Origin of the sequence: Rodentibacter mrazii, assembly GCF_001998825.1 — a bacterium.
GTDB classification, from domain to species: Bacteria; Pseudomonadota; Gammaproteobacteria; order Enterobacterales; family Pasteurellaceae; genus Rodentibacter; species Rodentibacter mrazii.
Genome location: NZ_MLHG01000057.1, coordinates 1 through 3,047 on the forward strand (window position 1 = coordinate 1; position 3,047 = coordinate 3,047).

The following is a 3,047-nucleotide window of genomic DNA, read 5'->3' on the forward strand; positions in this document are numbered from 1 at the left end:
GTTTTTAGCAAAAAGAAAAAACTACCATTGGTTTTTGATGAAAAACGGTGAAAAACACCGGCTATTTTGACCGCTCTTTATTACTACGATGTTAACAAATGATTTTTACTGTGGCGGTTCAATATAGTTTAATTTTACATTTACTTTTACTGTACTTTGAATATTATCATACACCAAGAAGCATACGCTACCATGGCAAGATTTCTCTTATCTCCCATAGAATTTGTCTTTCCTAACCATACTTGACAACAGTGATAGTATCAGAAATAGTCATGCCCCCTTTTCCTGAATATGATGAATCGTAATCATCTATAAAAATTAAAGTAACTCTTTATAATCCGCTTTATTCAAGGCATATTTTTTCATTCGTAAATACAATTTTTTGCGGGGAATTTGTAGATAATTTGCAGCTTCGTTAATTCTCCCTTGAAAGCGATCTAACACATCCATAATGATCTTCTTTTCATACTCATCAATAAGATGATCAAGCGATAATTCACTTTGTTCCTGCATCAACGAGAAACGATCATTTTGTACGGTAACACCGACTGCATAAAGTTCGGCTGTGTGAATTAATTGGGTAATATTACCAAGCCACTGTTGGGAGAGTAGCTGTTTAATAAAATTTTCACTCACAGGCGGTTTCTTTTTATTTAATTTTTGACAGGTTTGGGCTAAATAATGGCGGAAAATCGGCTCGATATCAGAAGTTCGATGAGAAAGCGGCAAACATTCTATTTGCGTTAAATTAAACGCATAAAAAAGCTCCGGTAAAAGATTAAATTCTGTCAATAATTGGTACGGAGAATATTGACTAATACCAATAAAACGAAAATGCTGTTGCTGAATTGATAATGCCAGCCTTTTCTGTGCCGCTTGTGAGAGGTACTCAATATTTTTAAGTTGTAATAAACCTTGTTTGGCTTGTTCAAGATGGGGCTGTAATGCTTCAATATCACAGGGGGCAAGCAATTCTAGGCTATGTTGAGGTGAAAATCGGTCTGCCGAAAAGCGGGCAAGATGTTGGGCGGCTAGAGTTCGCCCTGTGCCAATCTCACCAAAAATAAAAATCGGTAATGAGGTTTCTCCGAGTTGTTGTAAACGTTGGCGAAATTGTTTAATCCAATGACTCTGTCCGATAAAACCGGTTTCTAATGCTTCTTGTTGTGCATTTTTAATTGCGAGTTGGTGTTGTCGTTGGTTCAACGCTTGCTCAAGCTGTATTAATAATTTTTCCGGTTTGATGGGTTTTTCAATAAAATAAAATGCCCCTTTTTGCATTGCTTCGATTGCCATTGGCACATCACCGTGTCCGGTGATGAAAATCACGGGGAGATGTTTATCCCTTTGATGTAAACGGCTCAAGACTTCCCAGCCTGACAGTTGAGGCATATAAATATCGCTCACAACAACGCCTTTCCAATTTTCAGGTATGATCTCCAGTGCATCTAACGGATTATTGATCGCCTTAATTCGATATCCTTCTGCATTTAATAGTGATTGGTAGGCATTTAATACATCATCATCGTCATCAATCAGTAACACCGTTTCTTGATCTAACATTTTTCTTCCTTACTATGTAAAAATTCTAAAATAACAACCGCACTTTTAGAAAGGCCGGAAGCAATCGCCAATTTCCCCCCAAATTGTTGCATAATACGCTGGCAAATCGTTAAACCTAATCCTAATCCGACACTTTTAGTCGTGAAAAAAGGTTGTAATAATTTATCAGCATTATCCGTTTGCCAGCCATTACCATTATCTTCAATAAAAACACAAATTTTGTCTTGATAGCAGACTACATCAACTTGAATAATCGGTGTGGCTTGACCCGCTTCCAGTGCATTTGAAAGAATATTAACCAACACCTGTTCCAACAAAATTGGATTTACAAGCAAGTAAATATCCCGTTTAATCTGCAGCTCGGCATTGAGAGGTTTATGACGGAGTTCTAATACATTCCATGCTTCAGTCAAACTTTGTTTAAGGGAAACCACTTGATGGGGTGTCGATGAAATTTCATTTTTAGCAAATTGACGTAATGCTTTAATAATATTAGCGATGCGCTCTATTAATTTTTCTATCTTTTCAATATCAAGATAACTTTGCTTATCTTTTTGCTGTTCAAGACGTTTTTTCAGCGTAAAAAGATAAATTGATATGGCATTCAAAGGTTGATTAATTTCATGAGCAAGTGTCGTCATTGTTTGCCCGACAACCGCCATTTTAGCCGCTTGGAGCAATTCATTTTGGGTTTCCTGTAAATCTTTTTCAATTTTTTCTCGTTCTTGCAAAATTTGAATATGATTATTTAATAATAAACCAATTTCTGTCAGCTCATCTTTTCCACTGACATTGATCGGTTGATTTATTCTACCCAGATTAAGGTTTTCGATAGCATAAATGAGTTGTGAAAAACGGTAACTTAAACGGCGCTTAACATAATATTGATTAAATAAAGCAATTAGAATAAGGAAAATAAGCAATGAAGAAATAATAATTACTCCACTTATTTTTGTCTGTTGTTTTAAATTCTCATTTAGTCGGGTAAAACTTCCTCTGGTTTCATTTAATTCTTGCTTTATCATTTCTTGAGTTTTTGCAACGATATTATTTTTCTGAGATTGAATATTTTTTAATTCAGTTTGATAATGAGTGATTTCCTGAACAAGATTATCTAATTCATGATAGGATTCAATCATTTGATATAAATCATTAAACATCTGTTGCAATGGCACAATACTTGGATTCTTGATCATGTGGGAAGGGGCTTGAATTAATGCTGTAATTAGTTGCTTTAAATAAGCATAATCCTGCAAAATTGTAGTTTGATTGGGCTGTAAATTATATAAAAATTGCACTAGCTCGGTTCTGATTTGCTCTTTTTTATCCGCTAATTGATACAAATACAGCAATTCGTTTTCTGAATTCGCTTGCTTTTGCTCATTTGATAAAGAAGAATACTTCAAAAAATAATTATTCTGCCAATTTAATTCTTTAATCTGAGAAATAATTTCATTATTAAAATCATCATTTAACCATTGAAT

The 3,047-nt window shown here is 34.5% G+C and carries 2 protein-coding genes; both read right to left on the reverse strand.

Annotation, left to right across the window (positions count from 1 at the left end; translation table 11 throughout):
* Window positions 1-318 precede the first annotated feature (318 nt).
* Window positions 319-1,563, reverse strand: coding sequence for a sigma-54-dependent transcriptional regulator (locus BKK47_RS08915; protein ID WP_077494506.1), 1,245 nt, complete (start codon window positions 1,561-1,563; stop codon window positions 319-321).
* Window positions 1,557-3,047, reverse strand: a 1,491-nt coding sequence (locus BKK47_RS08920; RefSeq protein ID WP_077494507.1) for an ATP-binding protein, incomplete at its 5' end; no start/stop codon positions are given. The genes BKK47_RS08915 and BKK47_RS08920, both read right to left, overlap by 7 nt.